Source organism: Streptomyces sp. NPDC048442, from assembly GCF_040651475.1.
Taxonomy (GTDB): Bacteria; Actinomycetota; Actinomycetes; order Streptomycetales; family Streptomycetaceae; genus Streptomyces.
Map to the genome: position 1 here is coordinate 108,942 of NZ_JBEZKB010000025.1, position 26,468 is coordinate 135,409.

General features: G+C 70.8%; 26 protein-coding genes. 11 read left to right on the plus strand and 15 right to left on the minus strand.

The window, feature by feature from the left end; all coding sequences use genetic code 11:
- Positions 1-9 precede the first annotated feature (9 nt).
- On the minus strand, positions 10-876 hold the full coding sequence (locus AB0D18_RS30665) for a GNAT family N-acetyltransferase (protein ID WP_362425714.1): 867 nt from the start codon (positions 874-876) through the stop codon (positions 10-12).
- Positions 877-1,049: 173 nt separating this feature from the next.
- Between AB0D18_RS30665 and AB0D18_RS30670 the strand changes: the two genes are divergently transcribed.
- Positions 1,050-2,312, plus strand: coding sequence for an MFS transporter (locus AB0D18_RS30670; RefSeq protein WP_362425717.1), 1,263 nt, complete (start codon positions 1,050-1,052; stop codon positions 2,310-2,312).
- Here AB0D18_RS30670 and AB0D18_RS30675 read toward each other — a convergent pair.
- Entirely contained in the window at positions 2,205-3,314 is a 1,110-nt protein-coding gene (locus AB0D18_RS30675; protein WP_362425720.1) for a helix-turn-helix domain-containing protein, read from the minus strand. The genes AB0D18_RS30670 and AB0D18_RS30675 overlap by 108 nt on opposite strands.
- Before the next feature lie 59 nt (positions 3,315-3,373).
- Between AB0D18_RS30675 and AB0D18_RS30680 the strand changes: the two genes are divergently transcribed.
- Entirely contained in the window at positions 3,374-4,765 is a 1,392-nt protein-coding gene (locus AB0D18_RS30680; RefSeq protein WP_362425881.1) for an MFS transporter, read from the plus strand.
- A 34-nt stretch (positions 4,766-4,799) separates the two neighbouring features.
- Positions 4,800-5,654, plus strand: a complete 855-nt coding sequence (locus AB0D18_RS30685; protein WP_362425723.1) for a hypothetical protein — start codon at positions 4,800-4,802, stop codon at positions 5,652-5,654.
- Positions 5,655-5,724: 70 nt separating this feature from the next.
- Here the strand turns inward: AB0D18_RS30685 and AB0D18_RS30690 are convergent, their stop codons facing one another.
- From AB0D18_RS30690 to AB0D18_RS30705, 4 genes are all read right to left on the minus strand, one after another.
- Positions 5,725-6,375 carry a flavin reductase family protein gene (locus AB0D18_RS30690; RefSeq protein WP_362425884.1) on the minus strand — a complete coding sequence of 217 codons (651 nt, stop codon included), beginning with the start codon at positions 6,373-6,375 and terminating at the stop codon, positions 5,725-5,727.
- 96 nt (positions 6,376-6,471) lie between these two features.
- Positions 6,472-7,341 (minus strand): enoyl-CoA hydratase-related protein, encoded by an 870-nt coding sequence (locus tag AB0D18_RS30695; protein ID WP_362425726.1) that lies wholly within the window; start codon positions 7,339-7,341, stop codon positions 6,472-6,474.
- 82 nt (positions 7,342-7,423) lie between these two features.
- Positions 7,424-9,733, minus strand: a complete 2,310-nt coding sequence (locus AB0D18_RS30700) for an acetate--CoA ligase family protein (RefSeq protein ID WP_362425728.1) — start codon at positions 9,731-9,733, stop codon at positions 7,424-7,426.
- Between the two features lie 232 nt (positions 9,734-9,965).
- Entirely contained in the window at positions 9,966-10,337 is a 372-nt protein-coding gene (locus tag AB0D18_RS30705) for a helix-turn-helix domain-containing protein (RefSeq protein ID WP_362425731.1), read from the minus strand.
- A 105-nt stretch (positions 10,338-10,442) separates the two neighbouring features.
- On the opposite strand from AB0D18_RS30705, the gene AB0D18_RS30710 reads away from it, so the two are divergent.
- The gene (locus AB0D18_RS30710; protein WP_362425734.1) at positions 10,443-11,282 is read left to right on the plus strand and encodes an NAD(P)H-binding protein; all 840 of its coding nucleotides are present in this window, start codon (positions 10,443-10,445) and stop codon (positions 11,280-11,282) included.
- 56 nt (positions 11,283-11,338) lie between these two features.
- Here AB0D18_RS30710 and AB0D18_RS30715 read toward each other — a convergent pair whose 3' ends face one another.
- From AB0D18_RS30715 to AB0D18_RS30725, 3 genes are read right to left on the minus strand one after another with little or no spacing between them, the layout of a single operon-like run.
- Complete coding sequence (locus AB0D18_RS30715) at positions 11,339-11,524, minus strand: DUF397 domain-containing protein (RefSeq protein ID WP_362425737.1); 186 nt, start codon at positions 11,522-11,524, stop codon at positions 11,339-11,341.
- Positions 11,490-11,735, minus strand: coding sequence for a DUF397 domain-containing protein (locus AB0D18_RS30720; RefSeq protein ID WP_362425740.1), 246 nt, complete (start codon positions 11,733-11,735; stop codon positions 11,490-11,492). The genes AB0D18_RS30715 and AB0D18_RS30720 overlap by 35 nt, the downstream gene beginning before the upstream one ends.
- Before the next feature lie 12 nt (positions 11,736-11,747).
- Positions 11,748-12,629 (minus strand): helix-turn-helix transcriptional regulator, encoded by an 882-nt coding sequence (locus AB0D18_RS30725; RefSeq protein WP_362425743.1) that lies wholly within the window; start codon positions 12,627-12,629, stop codon positions 11,748-11,750.
- Between the two features lie 214 nt (positions 12,630-12,843).
- Here AB0D18_RS30725 and AB0D18_RS30730 point away from each other — a divergent pair, with 214 nt between their 5' ends.
- Entirely contained in the window at positions 12,844-13,323 is a 480-nt protein-coding gene (locus tag AB0D18_RS30730) for an ATP-binding protein (RefSeq protein ID WP_362425746.1), read from the plus strand.
- Between the two features lie 32 nt (positions 13,324-13,355).
- Here AB0D18_RS30730 and AB0D18_RS30735 read toward each other — a convergent pair whose 3' ends face one another.
- Positions 13,356-14,546, minus strand: a complete 1,191-nt coding sequence (locus tag AB0D18_RS30735; RefSeq protein ID WP_362425749.1) for an NAD(P)/FAD-dependent oxidoreductase — start codon at positions 14,544-14,546, stop codon at positions 13,356-13,358.
- A 240-nt stretch (positions 14,547-14,786) separates the two neighbouring features.
- Here AB0D18_RS30735 and AB0D18_RS30740 point away from each other — a divergent pair, with 240 nt between their 5' ends.
- Positions 14,787-15,209 carry a Zn-ribbon domain-containing OB-fold protein gene (locus AB0D18_RS30740; RefSeq protein ID WP_362425752.1) on the plus strand — a complete coding sequence of 141 codons (423 nt, stop codon included), beginning with the start codon at positions 14,787-14,789 and terminating at the stop codon, positions 15,207-15,209.
- 44 nt (positions 15,210-15,253) lie between these two features.
- Here AB0D18_RS30740 and AB0D18_RS30745 read toward each other — a convergent pair whose 3' ends face one another.
- Entirely contained in the window at positions 15,254-15,943 is a 690-nt protein-coding gene (locus AB0D18_RS30745) for a nitroreductase family protein (protein ID WP_362425755.1), read from the minus strand.
- A gap of 105 nt (positions 15,944-16,048) precedes the next feature.
- Between AB0D18_RS30745 and AB0D18_RS30750 the strand changes: the two genes are divergently transcribed.
- Positions 16,049-16,642: a TetR family transcriptional regulator gene (locus tag AB0D18_RS30750; RefSeq protein ID WP_362425758.1), complete on the plus strand. Its 594-nt coding sequence runs from the start codon at positions 16,049-16,051 to the stop codon at positions 16,640-16,642.
- Positions 16,643-16,707: 65 nt separating this feature from the next.
- Here the strand turns inward: AB0D18_RS30750 and AB0D18_RS30755 are convergent, their stop codons facing one another.
- The 3 genes from AB0D18_RS30755 to AB0D18_RS30765 form a co-directional block, all read right to left on the minus strand.
- A complete protein-coding gene (locus tag AB0D18_RS30755; protein ID WP_362425761.1) occupies positions 16,708-17,442 on the minus strand; it encodes a pyridoxal 5'-phosphate synthase in 735 nt (244 codons plus the stop codon).
- 16 nt (positions 17,443-17,458) lie between these two features.
- Positions 17,459-18,751: an FAD-dependent monooxygenase gene (locus AB0D18_RS30760; RefSeq protein WP_362425763.1), complete on the minus strand. Its 1,293-nt coding sequence runs from the start codon at positions 18,749-18,751 to the stop codon at positions 17,459-17,461.
- A gap of 134 nt (positions 18,752-18,885) precedes the next feature.
- Positions 18,886-20,058 (minus strand): acetyl-CoA acetyltransferase, encoded by a 1,173-nt coding sequence (locus AB0D18_RS30765; RefSeq protein WP_362425766.1) that lies wholly within the window; start codon positions 20,056-20,058, stop codon positions 18,886-18,888.
- 105 nt (positions 20,059-20,163) lie between these two features.
- Between AB0D18_RS30765 and AB0D18_RS30770 the strand changes: the two genes are divergently transcribed.
- Both AB0D18_RS30770 and AB0D18_RS30775 read left to right on the plus strand, forming a co-directional pair.
- Complete coding sequence (locus AB0D18_RS30770) at positions 20,164-21,390, plus strand: acyl-CoA dehydrogenase family protein (RefSeq protein WP_362425769.1); 1,227 nt, start codon at positions 20,164-20,166, stop codon at positions 21,388-21,390.
- The gene (locus AB0D18_RS30775) at positions 21,390-21,893 is read left to right on the plus strand and encodes a nitroreductase family deazaflavin-dependent oxidoreductase (RefSeq protein ID WP_362425772.1); all 504 of its coding nucleotides are present in this window, start codon (positions 21,390-21,392) and stop codon (positions 21,891-21,893) included. The genes AB0D18_RS30770 and AB0D18_RS30775 overlap by 1 nt, the downstream gene beginning before the upstream one ends.
- Before the next feature lie 177 nt (positions 21,894-22,070).
- Here AB0D18_RS30775 and AB0D18_RS30780 read toward each other — a convergent pair whose 3' ends face one another.
- Complete coding sequence (locus AB0D18_RS30780; RefSeq protein ID WP_362425775.1) at positions 22,071-22,718, minus strand: TetR family transcriptional regulator; 648 nt, start codon at positions 22,716-22,718, stop codon at positions 22,071-22,073.
- 251 nt (positions 22,719-22,969) lie between these two features.
- Here AB0D18_RS30780 and AB0D18_RS30785 point away from each other — a divergent pair, with 251 nt between their 5' ends.
- Both AB0D18_RS30785 and AB0D18_RS30790 read left to right on the plus strand, forming a co-directional pair.
- Positions 22,970-23,773, plus strand: coding sequence for a VOC family protein (locus AB0D18_RS30785; protein WP_362425778.1), 804 nt, complete (start codon positions 22,970-22,972; stop codon positions 23,771-23,773).
- A 198-nt stretch (positions 23,774-23,971) separates the two neighbouring features.
- Entirely contained in the window at positions 23,972-26,383 is a 2,412-nt protein-coding gene (locus tag AB0D18_RS30790) for a PQQ-binding-like beta-propeller repeat protein (protein WP_362425781.1), read from the plus strand.
- Positions 26,384-26,468 lie beyond the last annotated feature (85 nt).

A 26,468-nucleotide genomic window follows, 5' to 3' on the forward strand; every position in this document is an offset into this window, starting at 1 on the left:
TGATCATTTTCAGGCGGCTCGGCTGACGTCCAGCCGTTCGGGCGACGGCTCGTATCCAGCCGCCCTGTAGGTGGCGACGGCGGCAGCGTTCGAGGTCGGGGTGCTGACGAGTGCGCTTGATGCACCCAGTTCACGCAGCGCCGCCGCAGCGGCGACGCTGATCGCCGTCCCGTAGCCGCGACCGCGATGGTCGGCGTGCACGCCCACCGGCTCCAGCAGGCCGGGCTTGCCGGGCCCGGCAGACCAGACCGTCGCCGCGGCCACCGCGTTGTCCTGGCCGTCGTAGCCGATCAGGCAGCGGGCGTCGGCGTAGACCGGCCCGGCCGCCAGGACGTGCCAGATCTCCTCGGTGAACGCCGGGCTGCCGAACGCCGAGCGGTGCACCGCGGTCCGCACCCCCGCCGTCTCCGGCCCGGCTACTTCGATCCGCAGGCCGGAGTCCTTCACCGGCTCGGCGAGGTCGCGGCGCAGCGGTGTCCACGGCTCGTCGGCGTTCCAGCCCGCCTCCAAGAGGACCTCACGGAGCAGGGCGCCGTTGGGGATTTCGAGGCCGACCTTCCCGGGCGGCAGGACCCCGCGCTCCGGATCATTGAGGTCCGCCAGCAGCCGGCGCGCCAGCTCACCGTCCTGTCGCAGGTCCGGCGCGGTCGTCAGGCGCAGCACATCAGGGTCATCCAGGTATCCGACGGCGACGATCCGACCGTCCACGCTCCAGGTGCGGACGGCCGCGGCCAGCCTCTCCGCGCCCAACGCCCAGGCCCAGCCGAGGTCTCCCGGATGGAGTTGCAGCGGCGTGCGGTCGTCCTGCCATACGCGGAGGGCAGCCACGGCCCCGGTCAACCCGTCGATGCCGGGCTCGTTCAGAACGATCGTCATGCCCCGCATCCCACACCATCGGAGCGGCCGGCCGCACCTGTATTTGTGGGCCGGTCAAGTCCGCCCAACCCGGTAACCGGTAACCGGTAACCGGTAACCGGCATGACGGCCCCGGCTCCGGCCCCGGCAGAAAAGGCCTGGGGGGATCCGACCCCGCGTCCTAGCCTCGGCCCATGAGCTATCGCACCCTGGCCACCCGGCCCCTCCTCACCCTCGCCGCCGTCACCGTCGCCGCCCGGCTTCCGGTGGCCATGGCGCCGCTTGCCGTGGTGCTGTTGGTGCGGGAGCGGCCCGGTGGGTACAGCGTGGGTGCCGCGCTCGCTGCGGTGTACGTGATCGGTGAGGTGGTCGGGGCCTCCGTGCTCGGGCCCCGGCTGAAGGCTCGGCGGGCGCGGCCCGCGCTTGCCGTGGGGCTGGGGGTGGGGGCGCTCGCCTTCGCCGGGCTCGGGGTGTGCGCGCAGGCGCATCCGGTGGTGCTCGGCGTGTTGGCCGCAGTGGCCGGCGCCGCGCCCGGGGCGGTGCCCGGTGGGCTGCGGGCGCTGCTGACCTCGCTGGTGGAAGAGGCCGCGGTGGCACAGGCGTTCAGCGCGGACGCGATTTTGAGCTATGGCGTGTGGGCGGCCTCGCCCGCGCTCGCCACCTGGCTGGCGCTCGGCATCGACCCGGTCGTACCGATGTTCCTCGCCGCTGTACTGATGGCTGTGACAGTCGCCGGGCTGTGGGGGCTGCCCGCCGGGTGGCCGGCCGACGAGTCGGATCGTCACGGGGTGTCGATGGCGCGGACGCTGGCCTCCGCGTGGCCGCTGTACGTGACAGGGGCCGCGGGCCTCTCGCTGCTGGCGCTCGCGGAACTGGTGCTGCCCGCCCTGTTGGAACAGCGGGGCGTGGCGATCGGGTGGGCGGGTCCGCTGCTGGCCGCCTATTCGCTGGCCGCGGCGATCGGGGCGTACACGTACGGGCTGAGGACCTGGCCGGGGAGCCCCGAGCGGCAGTCCCTGGTGCTGCTGGCCGTGGTCGCGCTGATGGTGGGGGCGAGCGCGGTGGTGCCGGTGCTCGGGTGGATCGGGGCGGGGCTGGTGCTCGCCGGGCTGCTTCAGTCGTGCGTTCAGATCGCGCGCAGCCTGTCCCTGCGGAACGCCCTGCCCCCGAGCGCCTTCGCTGCCGGGTACTCGATGATGTACGCGGCTGTGGGTGCGGGGTATGCGTCAAGTGCCGTGCTGGCGGGGGCGGTTCAGAGTGTTGCGGCCCCGTCCACTGCGATCCTCGCGGGCGCGGGGCTGTGTCTCGTACTTACGGCGGTCGCGGCGGTGGGGGAGCGGCGGCGGAAGTCAGGTGGCGCGGGAGTCAGGGTGGGGGCCGAAGGATCCGGTGTCGGAGAGGTTCGTACGGAAGGTGCGGCGGTAGACCGTGGGCGGGACGCCGAGTGCGGCCTGTAGGTGCTGGCGCATCGACTGCGCCGTGCCGAAACCCGCCTCGTGGGCGACCTGGTCGATGGACAGGTCGCTGGATTCGAGGAGGTGGCGGGCGCGTTCTACCCGCTGCTGGGTCAGCCACTGACCCGGACTGATCCCGACCTCCTCGCGGAACCGGCGCGTGAAGCTCCGTACCGACATCGACTCCTGCTCGGCCATGTCACGGAGCTGGATCGGCTCGTGGAGGTGGCCCAGTGCCCATGCGCGGGCGGCAGTCGTGGTCGCCAACTGGGGCTCGGGGACCGGCCGTTGGATGTACTGCGACTGGCCGCCGTCCCGGTGCGGCGGTACGACGCTGCGCCTCGCCACGTCATTGGCGACCGCTGCACCGAAGTCTCGGCGCACCATGTGTACGCACAGGTCGATGCCCGCCGCGACTCCCGCCGAGGTGAGCACGTCGCCGTCGTCGACGTACAGCACTTCGGGGTCGACACGGACGGACGGGAAGAGCTGCTGGAAGCGCTCCGCCCAGAACCAGTGAGTGGTGGCGCGGCGTCCGTCGAGGTGGCCGGCCGCCGCGAGCACGAAACCGCCGGTGCAGATGGAGGCCATGCGGGTGCCGGGGCGGATGTGGCGGAAGATCTCGGCGATCTCGTCCGGCAGGCGGCCGTCCTCGTAGAGGGACGCGGGTTCGTACGCGGCCGGGATGATCAGCGTGTCGGTGGTGGCGAGGACCTCCGGACCGTGCTCGACGACCAGCTTGAAGTCCGCCTGGGTGTCAATGAGTTGGCCGGGCTCGGTGCCGAAGGTGGTGACCTCGTAGAGGGGCGCACCGTCGGCGGAGTACGCGCGGCCGAAGATGCGGTGCGGGATGCCGAGTTCGAAGGGGATGACCTTGGGGAGGGCGAGGACGGCTATGCGGTGGGGGGTTGTGGCTTGTACGGGCGGGGGCGTGGGTGGGAGTGCGGGTGCGGGTGGGAGCGCGGTCGGAGTCGCAGGCGGCGGCGTTGCTCGTGAGCTGCTCATGGCCCGATCGTATCGAATGCTGTCCTTCGGGCCACTCGTTCGGAATGATCGGCGCCCGGATGCTGGGGGACGTGACGCAGACAACCCCGCCCGTGCAGGTCACGGACACGCAGCCCGTGCAGGTCACGGACACGCCGCCGGTTCCGGCCTCGCCGCTTCCGGCCTCACCGCTTCCGGTTCCGCCCGTGAAGTCCTCCCGTATCCGCATCCACCGTGCGTGGTTCGTCGCGGCCGTCACCTTCGTGACGATCATCGGAGCCGCCGCCTTCTCGTCGCTCCCCGGACTGCTCATCGATCCGCTGAACGACGAGTTCGGCTGGTCGCGCGGCACCATCGGCTTCGCGGTGTCGATCAACCTCGCGCTGTACGGACTGACGGCGCCCTTCGCCGCCGCACTGATGGACCGGTTCGGCATCCGGAAGGTCGTCGCGGTCGCGCTGACGGTGATAGCCGTCGGCTCCGGGCTCACCGTCGTGATGACGTCGGCCTGGCAACTGGTCCTGTTCTGGGGTGTGTTGGTGGGGCTGGGTAGCGGCTCGATGGCGCTGGCCTTCGCAGCGACAGTGACGAACCGGTGGTTCGTGGCCCGCCGAGGACTGGTCACCGGCCTCCTCACCGCCGCGGGCGCGTCCGGCCAGCTGATCTTCCTCCCGCTCCTGGCCTGGCTGGTGGACAAGCACGGCTGGGAGCCCGCATCGATCACTGTCGCGCTCGCCGCGCTCGCGGTCGTCCCCTTCGTCTGGCTGCTGCTGCGCGACCACCCGGCGGACGTGGGCCTGGCCCCGTACGGCGCAGAGGAGTTCGTACCGAAGCCCGCACCGGTGATGGGCGCGGCCAGGCGCGCGATCACGGTTCTCTTCAAGGCGGCCCGCACCGGCCCCTTCTGGCTGCTCGCCGGTACGTTCGCGATCTGCGGCGCCTCGACGAACGGCCTGGTCAAGACCCACTTCATCCCCGCCTCGCACGACCACGGAATGCCGGTCCCGGCAGCGGCGGGACTGCTCGCGGTCATCGGCATCTTCGACATCATCGGCACGGTCGCCTCGGGCTGGTTCACCGACCGCTTCGAAGCGCGCCGGCTCCTCGCGGTCTACTACGCCCTGCGCGGCATCTCGCTCCTCTTCCTCCCCATGCTCCTCGCCCCCACCGTCCACCCGCCGATGATCTTCTTCATCGTCTTCTACGGCCTGGACTGGGTGGCCACCGTCCCGCCGACCATTGCCCTGTGCCGCGAGTACTTCGGCGAGGACAGCGCGATCGTCTTCGGCTGGGTCCTGGCCTCGCACCAGGTGGGCGCGGGTCTGGTCGCCTTCCTCGGCGGAGTGGCGCGCGACCTCTTCGGGTCGTACGACGTGGTCTGGTACGCGTCGGGGGCGCTGTGCGCGGTGGCGGCGCTGATGGCCCTGATTATCCGCAGGCAGCCCGCCCTGAAGGACAAGATGGCAGGATAGTCCCTCTGACCAGGGGAAACAGGGGGGAATCAGGATGAATGCTCATATACGGACAGCGAGGCGCGCGGCGGGGGCCGCGGCGGTCCTCGCGCTGTGCGGCACCGCACTGACGGCCTGCGGCACGGAAAAGGCGAACAGCGCGGGCACGGCCTCGTCGCCGGGCATCGTCTGCCCGGACGGCAGCACGCCGAACCCGGCGACCAGCGGGGGAGGCGCGGGGGAGGACCTGACCTCGGACGACGTCGGGGGTACGGGTGAGGACCTGACCTCGGACGACGTCGGGGGTACGGGTGAGGACCTGACCTCGGACGACGTCGGGGGTACGGGTGAGGACCTGACCTCGGAGGACGTGGGCGGCACCGGCGAGGACCTGACCTCGGACGATGTCGGCGGTACGGGTGAGGACCTGACCTCCGAGGACGTCGGGGGTACGGGTGAGGACCTGACCTCGGACGATGTCGGCGGTACGGGTGAGGACCTCACCTCCGACCCGGGCGCCGCCGACGACGGGCTTCCGGAAGGCCCGAGCGAGTGCTGGGGGCCGGAGTACTGGAAGAGCCAGCAGACCTCGCCGCCCAGGATCGACGGCGTGCCGACCGTCGGGGCCAACCGCTGGTACGGCATGAAGGGCGCGTTCACCGCGTACCTGAAGTCGACGCCGTCCCCGACGGACGAAGCCGTCCTCGAAGGCATCAGCATGATCAAGATCCGCAAGCCGGAGCACAGCGACGTCATGGAGGCCCGCATCGCCTCCAGCTGCGGCCCGTGGAAGGAGAAGTGCGACGCCCAGGCCAAGGCGTTCGCCGACTGGCGCCGCAAGAAGTACGGCGACCGGGGCCACGTCGTCGTGTTCGGCGGGGCGAAGACGTCAGCCGAGGCGCAGTGGTAGCGGCCCTGCTCCGCCGACTCTGCTAGCCGCCGCCCGCCGCCCGCCGCCCGCCGCCCGCCGCCCGACCCCGTTAGCCGCTGAAGCCGCCGAACGTTCCGCGGTGGAAGAGCAGGGGGCGGCTCTCCGGGGTGTCCTGGGCGGTGGCGTTCAGGGCTTCCACGCGGCCGACGACGATCAGGTGGTCGCCGCCGGTGTGCACGGTCTGGATCGTGCAGTCGATCCAGGCCGGTACGCCGGCCAGGCGCGGCGAACCCGTCACCGGCGCCGCGTCGTACTCCACGCCCGCGAACTTGTCCGTGCCGCTGCGGGCGAAGCCGCGGCACAGCTCACCCTGGTGGGCGCCCAGGATGTTGACGCAGAAGACTCCGGCCCTGGCGATACGGGGCCAGGTCGTCGACGTACGCGCCACCATGAAGACGACGAGCGGCGGGTCGAGCGACAGGGACGCGAAGGACTGGCAGGCGAACCCGGCGGGTGGTTCGGCTTCCGGTCCAGGCCCCGGCCCTGTGGCGCGCGGTGAAGTACTGCCCGGTGAAGTAATAACGGTGACGCCGCTCGCGAAGTTCCCGAGCACGCGCCGGAATTCGGCCGGATCGAGCGGAAGCCGTTCGTCCGCGCCGACGGCCCGGAGATCCGGGCGGGGCAGTGCTTCCACTGCCTGCGGCTCGGCGACCGTGGCGGCGCCGACGGACCTGAGGTATCGGACTGCGGTGGCCGCCATCCCTGCGTGTCCCATCACATTCCTCATTGAAGCTGACGGATCGTCAGATAGGAAGGGGCGGGGAGGGAAGGGCGCGCAGGTGCGTGGGCGGGCGGCCTACAGGCCCCGGTAGCGAGGCGTGCGGCGTTCGACGAAGCTCGCGACGCCCTCGTTGGCGTCGGCCGTCGTCATGTTGATCTCCTGCGCGGCGGCCTCCGCCGACAGGGCTGTGCTGCGGTCGGAGTCCAGTGAGGCGTTGACGAGCTGCTTGGTGAGGGCGAGGGCGCGGGTGGGGCCGGTGGCGAGGCGCTCGGCCCAGGCACGGGTCGTCTTCTCCAGCTCGGAGAGGGGGACCACGCGGTTGACCAGACCCAGTCGCTCCGCCTCCGCAGCCGGCAGTGCGTCGCCGAAGAACATCAGCTCCTTCGCTCGCTGCGGGCCGATCAGCCGGGGCAGGAGGTAGGCGCCGCCCCCGTCCGGCACGAGCCCCCGCCGTACGAACACCTCGATGAATGAAGCCTGTTCGGCGGCGATGACCAGGTCGCAGGCGAGGGCGAGATGGGCGCCGAGCCCGGCCGCCGTGCCGTTCACGGCGGCGATCACCGGCTTCTCGCAGTCGAGGACCGCGGTGATCAGGCGTTGCGCGCCGAGCCGGATCGTACGGGCGACGTCACCGGGGACGCGGTCGCGGGCGGGGGCAGGGGTAGGGCCGGTTCCGGTGCTTGGGACTTTCGGGGCGCCGCTGCGGAGGTCGGCTCCCGCGCAGAAGCCCTTGCCCGTGGCGGTGATCACGACGGCCCGGACGCCGGGGTCCGCGGACGCGTCCGCCAGCAGGGAAATGATGCGTTCCCGCTGGTCCCAGGTGACGGCGTTCATGGCTTCGGGGCGGTTGAGGGTGATCCACGAGACGCCGTTGTCAGTGGCGTGGAGTATCAATGAATCCACGGAGGGTGACGGGTTCGTCGAGGCTTCGGGGGAGGAAGTCATGGGTGTACGGCTCCGGTTGATGTGGGGGCGCAGGGAACGCGGGGAGCGCTGGGAACGCGGAGGGTGGAAAGGGCGCAGGGAGTCAGCGGCAGACGGCCAGCGCGTCCAGCGCCACCGCGCCCTGGCCGCGCGGGAGGACCATCAGGGGGTTGATGTCCAGCTCGGAGAGGACGTCGCCCAGTTCGAGCGCCATGCGCTGGACCCGGAGGATGACCTCCACGAGGGCGTCGACGTCTGCCGGGGGCGCCCCCCGGACGCCCTCCAGGAGGGGGTGGCCGCGCAGTTCCGCGAGCATCGCGCGGGCGTCGCTCTCGCCGAACGGCGGGACGCGTACGGCGGCGTCGCCGAGGATCTCGACCAGTACGCCACCGAGGCCGACCGTGACCGTCGGGCCGAAGAGCGCGTCATGGCCGGCGCCCACGACCATCTCCACGCCCCGCGCGACCATCTGGCAGACCAGGACGCCGTCCAGCGGAATGTCCTCGTACGCGGCGATGTCGGTCAGCTCCCGATAGGCGTCCCTGACCTGACTGGCGGACGTCAATCCGACCTTCACCAGGCCGAGTTCGGTCTTGTGGGCGAGCTGCGGGCCGGACGCCTTCATGACGACGGGGTAGCCGACCTGGGCGGCGGACCGCACGGACGCCGCCGCACTGGTCACCAGCTGCTCGCGCGGTACGCGAATGCCGTACGCCCGCAGCAGCTGCTTCGCCGAGTGCTCGCTGAGCTGCTCGCCCGGACGCATCAGTGCCTGCGCCTTGCGGAACGAGGGAGAAGGCGTGCGCGGCGCCTCGTCGAACGGCGAGCGGTAGGCGGCCGCGAACCGGTGGTGCTCCAGGTAGGCGCGTACGGCGGTGATGCAGTTGCCGAAGGTACGGAAGGTGGCCAGCCGCGACGACCCGAGCAGAGTCTCGCGGTACGCGGCCTCGGTCCCCACCGGCGACCCCCACACCACGCACACCAGCTTGTCCGTCGCCTCCGCGGCATCCGCCAGGTCCTGGGCGAGCTTGTCGCTCATGGGTGGGAACGGCCCCGTGATCGGGCAGATCAGCACCCCGACCGCCGGGTCGGCGAGGATCGCGTCGATGATCTTCCGGCCGCGCCAGTCGCCGACGGGATGGCCGCCGTTGTCGATCGGGTTGGCGACGTTCAGGTACTCCGGTATCCAGTCGTGCAGCTCCGCCTGCTTGGCGGCGTTCAGTGTCGGAAGGTGCAGCCCCGCCGCCGTCGCCAGGTCCGCGAAGTGCGCGCCCGTGCCGCCCGAGATCGAATACACGGCGACGCCGTCCGCCTTCGGCTTGCGCGCGCGGGCCAACAGGGCGGCGGTGTCCTGGAGTTCGTCGAGTCCGTCGACCCGGATCACGCCGAACTGCCGCATCGCCGCGTCCGCCACGTCGTCCGCGCCGGTCAGCTTCCCGGTGTGGGACGCGGCGGTACGGGCCCCGGTCTCGGTCCGCCCGACCTTGACGGCGACGACGGGCACGCCGTTGCGGGCGGCGCGGTCGGCGGCGAGGAGGAAGGAGCGGCCGTCCTTCAGGCCCTCGATGTACGCGGCGATCGCCCCGACCTCGGGCTGCTGCGAGAAGTACGAGATGAAGTCGGCGGTTTCGAGGTCCGCCTCGTTGCCCGTCGGCGCCCAGTGCGAGAGCCGCACACCGATCTGCTGGAGGGAGAAGACGGGCCGGCCTTGATGACCGGACTGAGTGATGAGGGCAATCGCCGGACCGTCGAGGTCGTCGCGGAACTCCTCGAAGGCATTGAGGTTGGTGTTCGGGCCGAGGAGCCGCAGCCCTGAATCGGTGCTCGCGACGGCCGCCGCGAGACGGGCCTGGGCGGCGGCACCCTCCTCCCCGGTCTCGGCGAACCCGGAGGCGAAGGCCACCGCGAACCTGACCTTGCAGTCGGCCAGTTGATCAATCAGTGGAAGGGGGTCCTTGACGAGGAGCACGGCGAGGTCGACCTGTTCGGGCAGGTCGGCGAGGGTGGGCGCACAGGGCAGCCCGAAGACGGACTCGCGGCTCGGGTGCACGGGGTGCAGGCGGGCGCCCACACGCTCGGCCCACGCGATGAGCTGTCGCGTGATCCCGGTGTTGGGCCGGCCCTCGGTGTCGGACGCGCCGACGACGGCGACGGACTCCGGCCGGAAGAACCGGTCCAGGTCGGGGACGGGGGAGCTCAGCGGGCGCCCGCTGACGTCGAGGTCGGCGGATCCGTCGGCCGGTGCTCCGGCTCCGGCGGCCGCCGCGTCTGCCGTTGCCGCGCCCGGGGCTCCCGGGGCCCTGGTCGCTGCGGCGGTGGTGCCGTGGACGGCGGCGGACCGGGCTTCGTCCCCGCAGGCGACGACGCGGGCGCGGAGGCCGGAGGTGAGGGTGCCGTGTGTTGATCCAAGCATCGCTGAGCCCGCTCCTGCTCGTTGTTCGGAGACCGGATTGGCAATTCACTGACGCAGTGTCAGATTACTGAATTGACGGTCCGTCAGGAACAGTGCGGTACGGACCTGTTCGCGGAGCTTTGGTTGTGGCGGGGTGCGCGGTTCGTAAGGTAACGGGAAACGGGAGGTCATTGGCGCGCCGCATGGTTCTGGGAGCCGAACGGGCAGCCGGGTGAAGCCGGTTCAGGAGGGCCTATTCCGTGATGCGCGGCGACAGTCGCTGGGTGATCCGGTCGAACAGCTCGGTCAGCGGCTCGCCGACGTCCCGGCCGAACTCGGTCAGCCCGTAGGTGACCTGGGGTGGCGTCGTCGGCTCGACCTCCCGCCAGACCAGGCCGTCCTGGACCAGTGCGCGCAGGGTCTGGGCGAGCATTTTCTCGCTGATGCCGTGGATGCTCTCGCGCAGCTCGTAGAACCGAAGGCTGTTGCTCCGCAACGAGATCAGCACCCAGACGCCCCACCTGCTGGTCACGTGGTCGACCACGTCGCGCGCGGGGCAGTCGGTGTGAAACACGTCATACCGCTGCCCTGTCCCGGCCTGTCTGTGCTGCACGCTTCCCGTCATGTCATGAGCTTACCTCCGGGTACGTCCTTACTAAAAGTAAGCCCGCGCCCCTAGCGTGCGGGCCACAGAGGACATCCGAAGCGGACGTCCGACAAGGAGCTGATCATGATCGTTGTCACTGGAGCCACCGGAAACATCGGCCGACCGCTGACGCAGGCACTGGCAGAGGCGGGCCAGCAGGTGACGGCGGTGTCCCGGCACGCGGCGGCGGTGCCGGACGGCGTCCGCCACGTGGTGGCCGACCTGGCCGAGCCGGCCGGCCTCAAGCCCGTGCTGGCCGGGGCGAAGGCATTGTTCCTGCTGCTCTCCGGCGACCTGCACGCCGCTGGGGCCAACCCTGCCGACATCATCGGCGAAGCCGCGGCCGCCGGGGTCCGCCGGGTCGTCCTGCTCTCCACACTGGGCGTGGTGACCAGGCCTTCCGGCCAAACACGGATCGCGATGCGCGCACTGGAGGGCACGCTGAGGGAGTCCGGCCTGGAGTGGGCCATCCTGCGGCCGGGCGGCTTCGCCTCCAACGCCCTGTGGTGGGCCGATTCCGTCCGTACGCAACAGGTCGTCGCGGCGCCCTTTGGCGACATCGGGGTGCCGATCATCGACCCGGCGGACATCGCTGCGGTCGCGGCGGCCTGCCTGCTGGAGGACCGGCACACCGGCGGCGTCTACGAGCTGACCGGCCCGGAAGTGATCACTCCGCGACAGCAGGCGGAGGCCATCGCCGCCGCGTTGGGCTCACCGGTGAAGTTCCATGAGCTCACCCGCGAGGAGGCCAAGGCCGCCATGAGCCAGAGCATGCCGGGGGAGCTCGCCGACGACACCCTGGACATCCTCGGCTCCCCGAACCCGGCCGAGCTGCGCGTCAGCCCGGACGTTGAGCAGGTCCTAGGCCGCGCCCCGCACACCTTCGCGGATTGGGCCGCACGTAACGTCGCCGCGTTCCGCTGAGACTGGCCGGAGCCGCATGTGCTCCTCGGCACAGTCGTCCTGAAACGCGCCCGCAGTCAGCGGGTGTGCTTGAGGGTGGTGAGGAGGGCGCGAAGGGCGGCGGGGGAGGGGGTGGCGACCCGGGCGCGGTCGTCGCTCTCGCGGAGGTGGATGCGGCCGGTTGGGCCGGTGGCCAGCTCGACGCATTCGCCCTGGCCGCTGCTGCCGCTAAAGCTGGACTTCTGCCAAGTGAGTTCGTTCATGAGAGGCGTCTCCGGTCGCAGGGTTACTGAACATTCCGGCCTTGACCGTAGCCAGTAGTGCTACGAGTCCGGTAGGGGAGGTCTGGGTGACCCTGGTGGGGTCGTCGCTCTCGCGGAGGTGGATGCGGCCAGTTGGGTCGCTGGAGAGTTCGACACACTCGTTCTGGCCGCCGGTACTGAACGAGGACTTCTGCCAGACGAGCTGGAACATCGGGCTCCCTAACTACAGTTCGTACATGATGTGCTGAATCAGGCTGAGTGAGTCTTCGCTGCTGTGGGACTCCGGTTCGGTGTCCGGGTCGACCGGTGTCAGTGCCAAGTCACACAACCTCTCAAACATCTTGCCGTACTCGTCGTTGACGGCTCCATCCCCCACGAACCCTGGATGCAGCGGGTGTTCAAGGTAGGCCGTGTCCAGTTCGGATGTAGCTCCGCCGAGGAGCATGAACGGGCGGCTGAACGCGGCGTATGCGCCTTGTTGGAACGGGAAGATCTGGAGCGTCACATGGGGAAGCCGTGAGATTCCGATGAGCCTCGTCAGTTGCGTGCGCATGGTTTCGGTACCGCCGACGTGCACGCGCAGTGCTGCCTCGTGAACGACCGCGTGATACGGGATCGGGAGGTCCCCGGTGAGGATGCGTTGCCTGGCCATGCGGAATGCCACGTATCGCTCTACGAGTTCTGGATCTTCGTCCATGGCAGTGATCACTGCGCGCGCGTAATCCTCCGTCTGGAGGGCCCCTGGGATGAAGAGCGGCTCGTGCATGCGAATGCCGGTGCAGCGGCTCTCTAGTTCTGCCAGGTCCAAGGGGCGGCGCCCCATGACATCGCGGAATTCGTCCCACCACCCCTTACCGGTGGCCTGCGCCATTTCCATCAGGCCGTCGAAGTACGTGCCCGGTGGGCAGCCGTACTCGCGCAGCAGCTTGTAGAGCCGGTTGCGGGACACGTCGATGCGGCCTGCCTCGATGTTGCTGATGCGGGTGCGGTCCGCGTCGAGCAGGGCGCCGGCGCGGTCGCCGGACAGGCCCGCGCTGTTCCGTAGCTTGCGCAGCTCAAGGCCGAGGCGTCGCTGGCGCTCGCTGGGGTTGCTCCTGGGTGGCATGTCTGACCTCCTGCGGAGCAGTCTGCCGGGGCTCAAGTGGGTCGGGCCACAAGGTTGTTCGTATGTCACTCACATCGGTGACTTTCGCGGGAAACGGTTGCAACTCTCGGAACGGGTTCCCTACCTTCAAAGGGCGGAAGTACCCCCGCCCTCAAGCGACTTGAGTGACGGACCTGGTCACCGCGATTCATCGGCCCGTACCGAGGAGCCCGTCATGGGAGACCGATCCCGTCCCGCCCACCGCGACGTATCGCTCGTGTTCCCGCCCGACCCCGCATGGGTCCGTACCGCACGGGAGGCCGTGCGGACCCTCGTCGACGCCGCAGGTCGGGACGAACTCACCGATGCTGCCGTCCTGTTGACCTCCGAAGCCGTCACCAACGCCATCGCCGCCTGCACGGTCAGCGAGACCACCGGGCCCGTCACCCTCTTCGCCGGGTGGAGCGACCCCGGCAAGCTGCTCCGCGTGCTCGTGCACGACGAGGCTCCCGGGCGGCCCGTGTGTCAGACCCCGGCCGACGACTCCGAGCACGGGCGCGGCATGCAGCTCATCTCGTGCGGCGCCGACGCGTGGGGCGTGTGCACGCACGGGCCGGGGACCGGCAAGGCCACCTGGTTCGAGCTGGGGCGGGGATGGGGGATCGGCACGGGCCGGTTCGAGCGGGGGTACCGGTTCGAGGGGTGGTGGCCCTGACCGGAGTGTCGGGAAGTCAGCACCCCCTCGAATCAGGACTTCGAACCGCGCGCCACCGCCCGTGCGATCCGTTCCGCGTCCATGGCCATCTCGCGGAACATGCCGGAGATCGGGTTCGTGAAGCCGGTGAAGTGGAGGCCGGGAGCCTTGGGGGACGTACGGCCGGCGTGGACCGTGGGGCGGCCACGGGAGTCGAGTACGTCGAGGTGGCCGACCAGCCCCTCCAGGGAGCGGCGGTAGCCCGTGGCCGCGATGATCACGTCCGGGCTCATCCGCGAACCGTCCGCGAGGACCGCCTCGCCGGACTCAGGGGCGAAGGAGTCGAGGGCGGCGACCGGTTCGACCTTGCCCGCGCGGATCGCGGCGACCAGGCCGACGTCCTGGACCGGGATCGCACCCTCGTTCACACGGGAGTACAGGCCGGTGGTGGGGCGGGGGAGGCCTTGCGCGGACAGGTCGGGGACGGAGATGCGGCAGACGACGTCGCCCGCCCGGTCGACCAGGCCCACCGGCAGGCGGCGGACCAGGATGCCGGTGCGCTGGGCGGGCCAGCCCGCCGTGGAGCGGCGGAGGATGTACGGCGCGGTGCGGACGGCGAGGCGGACGCGGGACGCGCCGCCTTCGGCGAGGTCGGCGGCGATCTCCGCGCCCGTATTGCCGACGCCGACGACCAGTACGTCCTTGCCCGCGTACGCGGAAGGGTTGCGGTAGGCGGAGGCGTGCAGGAGTTCACCCTTGTACGCGTCCGAGGCCGGCCAGTCCGGGAGGTTCGGGGTGTGGTTGTAGCCGGTGGCGACCACGACCGCCGAGCCGGTCAGCTCGCGGCCGCCGCTCGCGTGCAGGACCCAGCCCGTGCCGTCGGGTGCCGGGTCGATACGGGAGACCTCGACACCCGTGACGATCTCCAGCTCGTGGAACGCGACGTACTTCTCCAGGTAGCGGACCACGTTGTCGCGGGAGACCCAGCGGCCGAAGGAGCGGGGCATCTTCAGGCCGGGAAGGCCGGACAGACGGCGGGTGGTGTGCAGGTGGAGGCGGTCGTAGTGGGCGCGCCAGGAAGCGCCGACCAGGTCCGACTTCTCCAGGACCACGGCCCGTACGCCTCGCGCACGCAGTGCCGCCGCTGCGGCCAGACCACCTGGGCCCGCCCCGATGACGTACACCGGGCGGTCATTGGTCGTGGCGATGCCGGGGCTGCTGGGGTCACTGCGGGTAGAGGCCATGAGTCGTGAGCGTAACCGCGCCCTCGTTTGATGGGTCTCGGACAAGGGTGGAATCGGTTGCGAATCGATCACGCGGGGTGGCCGCCGGGCCCTGCGCCCCGCTTGTACGGGCATTGCGCCCCGCTTGTACGGGCCCTGCGCCCCTCTTGCGTACTGCCGCACCTTCGGCTGAACTGACGTACCGTCAGAAACGAGTGCCCTAGGACTCGGCTCCTTCGACCATGCGATCGGACTGTTCTGATGACACCGCTCAGCGCCGCGACGCCCGACATCGACGCCTTCACCCGCCCCTACTGGACCGCCGCCGCCGAGGGCCGGCTGCTGCTCCGACGCTGCGCATCCTGCGCCCGCGCGCACCACTACCCGCGCGAATTCTGCCCGTACTGCTGGAGCGAGGAGGTGAGTTGGGAGCGGGCGAGCGGGCGGGCCACGCTCTACACCTGGTCGGTGGTGCACAGGAACGACCTCCCCCCGTTCGGCGAGCGCGTGCCGTACGTCGCAGCCGTGGTGGACCTGGAGGAAGGGCCCCGGATGATGACGGAGATCGTGGACTGCGCGGAGGGGGAGCTGAGGGTGGGGGCGGAGCTGGAGGTGGGGTTCCGGGCGGGGGAGAGCGATTCCGCCGGGTACGCCGTGCCGGTTTTCCGCATGGCCCGCAGCTGAAGTCGAGGGGGTGCGCGACCGCGGCAAGATCCGCCGGACAGGCCCTAGCTGTGGAAGGACGTCGTTGATTCGAGCGGGGCCCGGCCGGTGACGACCCGGTTCGCCGGTGCGGTTTCGTCGGCGTAGCCGAAGGAGACGCCGACGAGCAGTTTCCCTTCGGTGACGCCGAGTTCGGTGCGAACGGCGTCGGCGTAGAAGCTCAGCAGTCCCTGCGGGCAACTGTCCACGCCGTACGCCGTCATCGCCAGGAGCAGCGTCTGCAGGTACGCGCCGACGTCCGCGGCCAGCCGTGCCCCGCCGTCTCCGCCGACGAACAGGAACGCGGCGTGCGGTGCGCCGTAGAAGCGCAGGCTCTCCTCGTTGTAGGCCGCGCGCGCCGTGTGGTCGTCGGCGCCGATGCCCAGCGCTCCGTACAGCCCGGCGCCGAACGCGGCCCGGCGTGCCTGGTGCACCTGCGCGTACATGTCTTCGGAGTACGGAAAGTCCACCGACGTGCGCTGCTCGGCGTGGGCCGCCCGCAAGGCTTCCGCCAGTCGCTCGCGCGCCGCGCCGCTTACCACCTCGACCTGCCAGGGCTGCGCGTTGGAATTGGACGGCGCGGCGCCGGCCAGCGAGAAGATCGCCCGCATCGTCTCGCCGGGCACCGCCTCCGGACGGAACGCGCGGGTCGCGTGCCGGTCGCGCATCAGCTTCTGGGCACAACCGCTCAGCTCGGTGGGGAACGCCCTGCTCATGATGACCACTCCTCGACGGCAGCTTAGGTAAACGATTCCGTTTACATCGAGGATGACCCTAGCAAGGCACCTCGCTCGAAGTAAACGAGAACGTATACTTGCGCCATGAGTGCGACGGCTACGGAATCCCCGCGGAGGGGACGCGGCGGGCGCGAGCGGATCCTGGCCGCCGCCGCCCAACTGTTCGCGGCCCAGGGGATCAACGCGACCGGCATGGAACAGGTCGCGGAGCGGGCCCCGGTGTCCAAGCGGACGCTCTACGCGCACTTCCGGACCAAGAACGACCTGGTCATCGCCCACTTGCAGGACCTGGTGTCGTCGGGTGCCACGCTCGAAGGTGCGCTGACCCGCGAGGACATCCCGCCGCGGGAGCGGATCCTCATGCTGTTCGACCCGCCGGCGGCGGACACGAGCCCGGTGCGCGGGTGCCCGTTCATCGACGCGGCCGCGGAGTTCCCCGACCCGGCGAGCGGGGTTCACTCCTACGCCCGCGAACAGAAGCTGCGGATGGTGCGGCTGATTGCCGACCTGGTGACGGAGCTGGGCTGCCGAGACCCGGGCGCACTCGCCGAACAACTGGCCACCCTCGCGGACGGAGCGGCCAGCCGCTCCATGGTGCTGGGCGAACCGGACTACGGCCGGCACGCACGGGTGGCGGCGGAGGTCCTCCTGGAACGGGCGCTGCCGGGCGCGGGCTGAGGCGGGACGGTCGGGCTGAAGCCGGGGCGGTCGGGCTGAGGGGCGGTCGGGCTGAGCCGGGACGATCAGGGCCAGAGCAGCTCGCGTACCCAGGCGGCCTCGGCGGCCTCGGCGGTCTCCGCGCCCTCCGCGGCCCGGCGGTAGCGCAGTCGTACGTGCTGGCGGCGGGCGTCTCCCTGGAAGAACTCGACCTGCGTCGGTACCAGTGCGTACAGCGTCCACGTGGGGGCGGTCAGGGTCGGGTCTGCCTGGGCGCGGGACCAGGACTCCTCCGATGCGGAGGTCAACTCGGCCCGGGAATCCAGTACTTCACTCATCCGGCCGGTGAGTGCCGCAGCCAGCGCTCCCGTCGAGCGGGCGTGCAGGTCGGCCGTTGCCGCCTCCGGGGTGCCGGAGTGGACCCGGCCTTCGATGCGGACCTGGCGGCCCTGGGCCGGCCAGTAGAAGACGAGGGCCGCTTCCGGGCGGGCTGCCAGTTCGCGGCCCTTGCGGCTGGTGCTGTGGGTGCCGAAGTGCCAGCCGTCCTCGTCCGCTCCGTGCAGCGTCAGGATGCGGGCGGAGGGGCGGCCGGCCGCGTCGGCGGTGGCCAGGGTCATCGTGTGCGGCTCCACCTGACCGGCCTCCGCCGCTTCCCGCAGCCAGGTGCGGAAGAGCGGCAGGGGCGAGCCGGGGGCCGACTCCGCGTCGAGGGGCGGGAGCGGTACGCCGTCCCAGACCCGGAGGGAGTGGAGCAGGCTGCGGAAGTCCTCCGCAGAGGTGGCGGGGGTGGTGTCGCGGGCTGCGGCATCGTCGGTCGTCATGGTGGCGATTGTGCCGTCAGGCCGCACACCGCGCGGGACCGGCCGCGTCCTCCACGTACTCCCTGTACTCCCTGTACTCCTTGATCGGGACGATGTGCGCCATCTTCTGCACGTCCTCCGTGATCTTCTTCGCGATGAAGTTCCGCCACGGCATCTTCGGCAGCGAGCGCAGCATCAGCAGCCGCAGCTTGATCTTCCACTTGCTGTCCATCGTCATCTCGCCGACGAACTTCTGCGCGAAGGCCTGGGTGTGCTCGACACCCGGACGCATGTGGTGCTCGTAGGCCGCGAAGGCCTTCTCGAAGTCCCCTTCTGCCGCTGCCAGTTCACCCGCCAGGGTGTACGCGCCGATGAGGGCGAGGCCCGTGCCCTGTCCGGAGGCCGGTGAGGTGCAGTGTGCCGCGTCGCCGAGGAGCACGATGCGGCCCTTCGACCAGCGGTCCATCTCGATCAGGCTGATCGAGTCGAAGTAGAAGTCGTCGGCGGACTCGGCATTGGTCAGCAGACGCGGGATCTCCCAACTCCGGTCCTGTGAAAAGGCGTTGGTGAGGATGCTCTTCTGGGCGGCGACGTCCCGGTGGTCGTACGGGATCTCGGCGGGGGAGGCGAAGACGAACATGTTCTTCGCCTTCTGCTCGCCCCGCGAGCTGTACGCGCACACCAGCTTGTTCGGGAGCGCGTGGTAGGCCTCGTGCCGGTCGAGGTTCAGGTCGTTCGGCGCGGTGAAGATCGAGATGTACGCGCCCAGGTGACGGCGGAAGCGCTGCGCGTCGCCGAAGACCAGCCGGCGGGTGTGCGAGTGCATTCCGTCGGCGCCGACGACCAGGTCGAAGCGGCGGGGAGCGGAGTTCTCGAAGGTGACCAGGACGCCGTCCTCGTCCTCCGCGAGAGAGCTGATCGAGTCGCCGAAGAGGTACTCGACGTCGTCGCGGGTGCGCTCGTAGAGGATCCGGGCCAGGTCGCCGCGCATGATCTCGTCGTCGTCCCCGGTCCGCCCGCCGAAGATCTCGGCCGGCATCTCGCCCACGGTGCGGTTGTTCTCGTCGACGTACGAACCCGTCTGCATGTCGGTGGAGTGGGCGCGGACCTCGTCCATGATGCCCATCCGCCTGCACACGTCGACGGCGGTGCCGCGCAGGTCGACCTTGTAGCCGCCGGCCCGCAGCTCGTCGGCCCGCTCGACGACGGTCGGCTCGAAGCCGTACCGGTGCAGCCAGAGGGCGAGGGCGGGGCCCGCGATGCTCGCGCCGGAGATGAGGACGGTGCGGGCGGGGCGGTGGGCGCTGGTGGGATGCACGGTGTGCGTCATGACGGGCTCCTCGTAAGCGAGTTGGGCCGGCAGCCGCGTAGGTGCGCCGGCCGGTGACTCGACTGTACGAGTGTTTAAGACGCTTGTCTATGACGCGTGTATAGATTCTTCGGAGTGGCCCTTGGGCAGCTCGGTCAGCGGCCCAGCAGTACCGTCCCCGACGAGCAGAACCAGCCGCCCGTCCCCGACGCGATCGCCACCTCGGGCAAGCGCCCGCCCGCCTTGCGGACCTGGCCTTCTCCGGCCTCGCCCCGCAGCTGACGCGCGGCCTCGACCAGCAGGAACAGACCGCGCATTCCCGGATGGCAGGCGGAGAGACCGCCCCCGTCGGTATTGGTCGGCAGCTCGCCCTCCCGCAGCAGCTGCCCCTTCTCCACGAACGCCCCGCCCTCACCCTTCGCGCAGAAGCCCAGGTCTTCGAGGGTCACGAGGGTCATGTAGGTGAAGGCGTCGTAGATCTCGGCGATGTCCACGTCGGAGGGGCCCAACCCGGCCTGTTCGTAAGCGAGTCGGCCGCTCTCCGCCGCCGGGGAGACCGTGAAGTCCTCCCACTCCGACATGGTCGTGTGGGACACCGACGCACCCGCGCCCAGCACCCACACCGGCGTCTTCGCCGTGTCCGGTACGTACTCCTCGGCGACCAGCAGCACCGCACAGCCGCCGTCGCTGCGCAGACAGCAGTGCAGCTTGGTGAACGGGTCCGCGATCATCGGGCCCGCCAGGACCTCGTCGACGGTGAGCGGGGTGCGAAACATCGCGTCCGGGTTGGTCGCCGCGTTGGCCCGCGCCTGTACCGCCACCTGGGCGAGCTGCTCCAGCGTCGTCCCGTACTCGTGCATGTGCCGGCGAGCGGCCATCGCGTACTTGGCGACCAGCGTGTGACCGTACGGAACCTCGAACTGCAGCGGGCCGCGCGCGCCGAACGAGAGGTTGGAGGTGCGCCGCCCCGCCTTGATGTCGGCGCGGGCCGTCGACCCGTACACCAGGAGGACGGCGTTGGCGTGACCTGCGGTGATGGCGTCCGCGGCGTGGGCGGCCATCACCTCCCAGGTCGAGCCGCCGACCGAGGTGGAGTCCACCCAGCGGGGGCGCAGGCCCAGGTACTCGGCCACCTCGACCGGGGCGAGCGTGCCGAGCCCCGCCGACGCGAAACCGTCGATCACCGAGCGGTCCAGGCCCGAGTCGGCGAGTGCGCGGCGGGCGGCCTGGGCGTGCAGTGCGTACGAGGTGGCTTGGTCCACCCGGCCGCAGTCGGAAAGTGCGACACCGGCGACGGCGACCCTGCGGGGTCGGGAGGGTGATGTCATGAATCTGACGGTACATCAGATCGGGAAGTGTGCACGTGGCTATGGGAATTGAGGGGGTCCGCCTCTAGCATGACGCCCCGTCAGATCAGGGGAGGAGCACACGAGATGGACGCCGCCTTCGAGTCCGGTTCCGGACCCGCTTTCGCAGCCGCCTTCACCGCGGAACAGGACGAGATCCGCCGCACCCTGCACGACCTGCTCGCCAAGCGCTGCGGCCCGGACGAGGTCAAGTCCGCCACCGCGACCGCCGAGGGGTACGACCGCGAGCTCTGGCGGCAGCTCGCCGAGGAGCTCGGCCTGCCGGGACTCGCACTCTCCGCCGACTACGGGGGAGTGGGCCGGGCACCCGCCGACCTCGTCCTGGCCTGCGAGGAGACCGGCCGCGCGCTGCTTCCCTCGCCGCTGCTCGCCACCGCCGTGCTCTGCGCACCGCTCATCGCCGCGCTCGGCACCCAGGCCCAGCGCGAGGCCATCCTGCCTGGCATCGCCGCAGGTCACACGTCTGCCGCCATTGCCGTGCCCGGCGCGGCGCTGTCCCTCGCGCTCGGGCTGACCGGTGACAACACCGCCGCGGACTGGGCGGGCGGCGGGCGCTCCGGCGGCGTACAGGCACGGCGCACGGACCACGGATGGGTGCTGTACGGGCAGGCCGAGCAGGTGCTCGACGGGCACAGCGCGGACCTGCTGCTCGTCGCCGCGCACACCGGCGGCTTCGCGCGCAGCCGGACGCTCTTCTTTCTCGTACGGGCTGCGAGCGCCGCCGGAGTGGTACGGGCGCGGCAGGTGGCGCTGGACGGGACCCGACCGCAGGCGACCGTTCAATTCCGTGACGTGGAAGGGGAGTTGCTCGGTGTCGAGGACGCCGATGTGGCGGGTGCGCTGACCGCCACCGGCTGCGGGGCCGCCGCCGCTCTCGCCGTCGAGGCCGTCGGCGCCGCCGACCGGGCCCTGGAGCGGACCGTCGAGTACGTGAAGGAACGTGAGCAGTTCGGGCGGGCAGGCGGCTCGTTCCAGGCGGTCAAGCACCGGCTCGCCGACGTGTACGTACAGATCGCGGGCGCGCGCACGGCCGCGTACTGCGCCGCCCACGACCCGGCGGGCGGTGGGCGCCTCGCCCTCGCGCAGGGGCTTGAGGCGCTGCGTACCGCGTCGTCGGAGGCGGTGCAGCTGCACGGCGGCACCGGCTTCGCCTGGGAGCACGACGCGCACCTGTACTTCCAGCGGGGAGCCTCCGACGAGCTGCTGTTCGGCCCCGTGCACCGGCTGCGCGGGCACGCGGCGGACCTGGCGGGGATGTTCCGCGAGGGTGACGGAAGGGCGGAGGCCCTCTGATGGCTGCGAAGGGAAGCACGGGCAGTCGCGCGCAGGCCGGTGTGAAGCTGATGCAGAAGGTGTCATCGACGCGCACGTTCGCGAGGATCGCCCCGCACGTCATCCCCGTACTGGACCGCACCGTGCACCGGCTGAGCAAGGGGAGGACCATGCTCAGCACCCGGATGCTGCCCGGCGTGATCCTCACCGCGCGCGGCGCGAAGAGCGGACTGCCGAGGGTGACGCCGCTGGCCTGCATGCCGGAGCCGGAGAAGGGGACCTGGATCCTGATCGGGTCCAACTTCGGCCGCCCGGGGCACCCCGCCTGGACCGGCAACCTGCTCGCCCACCCTGAGGTCTCCGTCAGCTGGGAGGGGCAGGACATCCCGGTACGGGCCTGGCTGCTCGCGGGCGAGGAGCGGGCGGACGCGTGGCAGGCGGTGCTGGGCTTCTGGCCGCCGTACGCCACGTACCAGCGGCGCATCGAGCGGGAGATCCGGCTGTTCCGGATCGAACGGCGCTGAGGCGTTGAGACGGTGAGACGGTGAAGCGCTGAGACGGTGAGGCGCTGAGACGGTCACCGCTCCCACGGATCCTGGGTGCGCCGATGACGGATCCCGGGTACGCCGATGGCGGACCACATGCGTGATCCGCCATCGGGTGACAGGACTTGGTGGGGTTCGTCCGGTACGTGTGCAGTACTACTTGGCAGGCTTTTTGCCCGTAATGCCCAAGTGGACCAACTGTGCCAGATTCGGGCGTAGTTCGGCCTGCTTGACGCCCCAGGTGGTGAAGCCCTTCTGGTGCGAGGCCACGGCCGCGAGCATCGCGACCAGGGAGCCGGCCATCGCCGCCGGGCTGATGTCCTTGTCGACCTTGCCCTTCGTCTGCAGCTCCTTCACGGAATCCGTAAGGGAGTTGGTGACGGAGTTCAGGATCTTCATACGGATCTTGTAGAACCGCTTGTCGCCCTCCGCTGCGCCGAGGTCGACGACCCGCAGGATCGCGTCGTGCTTACGCCAGAAGTCGAGGAATCCGTCCACGAGCTCCTCGGCGGTCTGTGCGCCGGCCTTGCCGACCCACGAGCGCCCGGCGACCAGACTGGTCAACCCCGCGCCCTCCTTTGCCATTTCCTCCGCGATTTCGAGGACGGCGCCCTCTACGTCGGGGAAGTACTGGTAGAAGGTCGCGGGCGAAGTGCCGGCCTTGCGGGCCACATCGATGACTTTGACGTCCCGGTAGGGGGACGAGCTGAGCATTTCACTGAGGCAGTCGAGCAGCTTCTGCCGCGTCGCCTGACCGCGCCGGCCGGCCACGCGGCCGTCGACGGTGCGTACTTGTCCTGTCATGCCGTCAGCTTACCGAGGGGTGATCGGAGCGCGATTCGGCGAGTGCAAATGGGTTTCCGGCCAGAGTTGGGGCATCTTGGGCCGGTTGTGGTGGACGGGGCGCGACGGAGGGCCTGCGAGGGGCCGGTCTTCGAATGGCGGTACGTGACAGGGTGCCGGATGTCCTCCCCCAATAGTGTTATCAACAGCCTGTGGACAACTTCGGTGGATATCTCCGCGCGGGGATTTCCGAGAGCGGGAAGGATCGGTCCATGACCGCATTCGCAGAAGGCGTGCCCTGCTGGATCGATGTGACGCTCCCCGATGTCGCGGCGGGCAAGCGCTTCTACGGCGGGCTGTTCGGCTGGACCTTCGACGACCCCGCGGGCAAGGAGTACGGCTACTACACGCAGGCCTTCAGCGGCGAGGGCGAGCAGCGGAAGAACGTCGCGGCGCTCGCCCCCAAGCCCGACGGCCGGATGCCCACCGCCTGGGGCGTCTACTTCGCCACCTCCGACACCGCCGCCCTGCTCGCGCGGGCCAGGAAGGCGGGCGGACAGATCATCATGGACGCCATGCCGGTCGGCCCGTACGGCACGATGGGCCTGGTCGCCGACCCCGGCGGCGCCGTCTTCGGCGTCTGGCAGGGCGGTACGCACCAGGGCTTCGAGAAGACCGCCGAGCCCGGCTCCTTCTGCTGGACCGAGGTGTACGTGCGCGAGGCGGACAAGGAGCGCGTCGACGACTTCTACGAGACGGTCTTCGGCTTCGGGGGCCAGGACCTGCCCGACCCCGGTGGCGCCGACTTCCGCGTCTGGTCGCCCGCCGGGACCGAGCCCGGTGAGGCCACGGCGGTCGCCGGACGGAGCGTCATCACGGACGCGCTCCCGGCCGAGATGCCGGCCCACTTCCTCTCGTACTTCCTGGTCGAGGACTGCGACGAGACGGTCGCGGAGGCCAAGCGGCTCGGCGGGCGGGTTACCCGGCCGCCGCTCGACATTCCCTACGGGCGAATGGCGATCCTCGTCGACAATCAGGGTGCGGTTTTCGCGGTGCTGGCCGAACCGAAGGGTTAGCGCGGGATCCGGGAACGGGAGCTGCAAGGCGTGAATCGGCGCCGAAAGCCGTAAGCCCGCGTTCCGGTTTTGCGCGAAAGGTGTACGAAATGGGGGGAAACATTCCATTCCGGCCCTGGGTTAGCCAGCGCAGCGTTCGGCAGGAAGAATGCCCCCGGGGCTGTGTTTCGCGGCCTGGTACGGGGAGGTGGCAGGCAAGTGGAGCAGCTGACGCAGCACGATCCGCGGCGGATCGGCCCGTTCGAGGTGCTGGGACGGCTCGGCGCCGGCGGGATGGGGCTCGTCTATCTGGCGCGCTCCGCCTCGGGGCGCCGGGTGGCGATCAAGACCGTACGCACCGAACTCGCCGAGGACCAGCTGTTCCGGGTCCGCTTCACGCGGGAGGTCGAGGCGGCGCGCGCGGTCTCCGGCTTCTACACGGCGGCCGTGGTCGACGCCGACCCGCGGGCGGCCGTGCCGTGGCTGGCGACCGCCTACGTGCCCGCCCCCTCGCTCGAAGAAATAGTGAATGAGTGCGGGCCGATGCCCGCGAACGCGGTGCGCTGGCTGGCCGCCGGCATCGCCGAGGCCCTCCAGTCCATCCATGGGGCGGGCCTGGTCCACCGCGACCTCAAGCCGTCCAATGTCCTGGTCGTGGAGGACGGGCCGCGTGTCATCGACTTCGGCATCGCGTCCGGGGTCTCCAACACCCGGCTGACCATGACGAACGTCGCCGTGGGCACGCCCGCCTACATGTCCCCCGAGCAGGCCAGGGACTCCCGCAGCGTGACCGGCGCGAGCGACGTCTTCTCGCTCGGCTCCACCCTCGTCTTCGCCGCGACCGGGCACGCCCCCTTCCACGGTGCGAACCCCGTCGAGACCGTCTTCATGCTGCTGCGCGAAGGCGCCGACCTGGACGGGCTCCCGGACGAACTCCGTCCGCTGATCGATTCCTGTATGGGCATGGAGGCGGCGCTGCGGCCCAGCCCCGCCGACCTCCAGGCACAGCTCGCCCCGCACCTCTTCTCCTCCGGCGGCGACGACAGCGGCACCGCGTCGGCATGGCTGCCGACCAGGGCGACCGCGATGATCGAGCAGCGCAGGGGCGGCGGCCGGACCGTCCCTCCCGCTGTGGTGCAGCCGAGGCGCGACCCTTCGCCGCCGCCGCGCCCGCAGAGCCCGCCGCCGTACCCGCCGCCGCGCGGCGACAGGGGTGCCGACCCGCGCACCGGCCAGGCCTCGCCGCCGCCGCCCTCGTACGCGGACGGGCCGGTGCGGCTCGCCGGGGCGAAGGTGCCGATCGGGCCAGGACCCCGGGTCGCCGACGGGCACGGGGCTGCCGCCGCCGCAGCCGTCGCGGAGGCTGCGGGACCGGCGACCGGCTGGGTGCGCCCGCCGGGCGGAGCGGCGCTCAACGGCGTCCCCTCGCCGCCCGGGGCCGTGGCACCGCAGCCCCCCGCGGCCGTACCGCTGCAGCCATCCGACGGGCCCTCGCCCACCGGGTGGCGGCCGTGGCGGTTCCGGATGTCGAACGACGTGTGGGGCACCCCGGCCGTCGCCGGAGACCTCGTCTACGTGACGTCCTTCGAGGTGCACGCCCTGGACGTGGCGTCCGGGCGCCGCCAGTTCAAGACGCGCGACGTGGCGTGGGCGATGGCCGTCTCCGGCGGCCGGATCCACGCCTCCGACGGGCCGACGCTGTACGCACTGGACGCCGCCGACGGCACCGAACGGTGGCGGCTCCAGACCGACGCCTGGGTGTACTCGCTGAAGGCGGCCCGCGGCACCGTCGTCACGGGCACGCGCGGTGGCGGCGTCCAGGCGTGGGAAGCGTCCAACGGGCAGAAGCTGTGGGAAGTCACCGGCGCCCAGACCGACTTCGAGACCCCGGAGGCCGGACCCGACGTCCACGGGGACACCGTGTACGTGTGGCAGGACGCGCGGCTGCGGGCGCTGGACTCCCGGTCCGGCATCGAGCGCTGGTCCTATCCGGTGGGTGACGCGGCGTCGTGCGGCGGGGCCCCGGTGCGGGTGACGTCGGCGGAGGACGGCTATGTGTACGTCTCAGCAGGGACGCGGGTGCTGGCCATCGACCAGGGTTCGGGCCACGTCCGCTGGCACTTCGAGGCGCCCGCGGTCTTCCTGTCCGCCCCTGCCTTCGCGCCCGGCCCCGCGGTCACGGGCGGCGGGGTGTACCTCGCCGACTACCTCGGGACGGTGTACGCGCTGGACGCCTCCACCGGCAAGGACCGCTGGCGCATCGCGACGGAGTCCCGGCAGTCGATCGAGCCGGTGCTGGTGGTGGGCGGCCATGTGCACGTGGGCAGCGGCAGCGCGCTCTACACGCTGGACGCGGTGACGGGCACACCGAAGTGGCGGTTCGCGGCGGGCGGTGAGCTGGTCGGGGCGCCGGTGGTGGCGGACGGGCGGGTTCACTTCGGGTCCGCGGACCACTGTCTGTACACCGTGGACGCGGTGGGGGGTCAGCTGCGCTGGAAGCTCAAGACGGGCGGCGAGATCACCGGGTCGCCGGTCGCGGAGGCGGGGATTGTGTATGCGTGCAGCAAGGACCGGTGCGTTTACGCGCTGGATGCGGTGAAGGGGACGGCTACGGGGAGGTCGGCCCGGTAGCTGGGATGTCACCTGCGGGTGCACTGTGACTGGTCGCGCCCACGCGGCGGAGCCGCATATCGATACAGACCCGCGCCCTAAGGGG